Here is an 830-nt window from a genome sequence, read left to right as displayed (position 1 = left end):
TGACGCAGTGACAACGCGGCTCGCCGTTGCGCCAAAAGCCGCCATTCCGCCCCATGCGGGTGCTTAGATCACGAATTCCTCCTCGTATGTCTGGGGCTCGGGAACGACCGTAACCTCCACCGGAACGATCCAATTGGCCGCGTAGCTCTCGCAGTCGGAACGCTGGAGGTCGGGCTGCACGCATCCAGCCCCATCGATCGCGCGACATCGCAGTATATATCGCCCCACTTTTTCAGGGGTCCACATGTATTCCCACAAGCGCCATGCGAAGGGACTTTCTGTTTCGAGGAGCCTTCCCTCGCGCCAGCCCCTGCCATCTCCGGTGCAGACCTGCACCTGCCGGATGGCAGCCTCTCCGCTCCAGGCGGCCCCGAAAATCCGATACGGTTGGCCGGCGACGAGACGCGTCCCCTGCACGGGACGCGCGATCTGCGCTTTGACCTCCATCTCCGCAAGGGGGACCAGCCTTGGTTCCCCGAGGCTGCGCTCCCAACGGAAATAGTCGCGCGCCTGCCAGTAGCCAAGGAATGGTTGCTCCACAACCGTGATATCAGTGATCCACTTGACCCAAGCCATGCCGAACCAGCCACCCACGACCGCGCGTAGCGGGTAGCCGTGATCGCGCGTCAACGGCTCCCCGTTCATCGAATAGGCAAGGATCGTGCTGTCAGCGATGGCCTTCTCAAGCGGTAAACTGCGCGCAAAAGCGATGGGGCCCGGAGAAGCCGTTTTCTTGCTCGTGTCGACGACGCCGCTGTCTGCGCCTACGAGCAGAACCTCACGTGCGGTTCGCTTAACGCCCGCCATTTCTAAAATCTCGCGCAGAGGAA

The 830-nt window shown here is 62.0% G+C and carries 1 protein-coding gene; it reads right to left on the bottom strand.

What is annotated here, in order from left to right:
- Positions 1-63 precede the first annotated feature (63 nt).
- Positions 64-830, bottom strand: a 767-nt coding sequence (locus tag K6N12_RS33570) for a molybdopterin-dependent oxidoreductase (protein WP_222149173.1), incomplete at its 5' end; no start/stop codon positions are given.

This window comes from Rhizobium redzepovicii, from assembly GCF_019793435.1.
Taxonomy (GTDB): domain Bacteria; phylum Pseudomonadota; class Alphaproteobacteria; order Rhizobiales; family Rhizobiaceae; genus Rhizobium; species Rhizobium redzepovicii.
The sequence above is the reverse complement of the archived record's forward strand: the minus strand, read 5'-3'. Positions and strand labels throughout refer to the sequence as shown.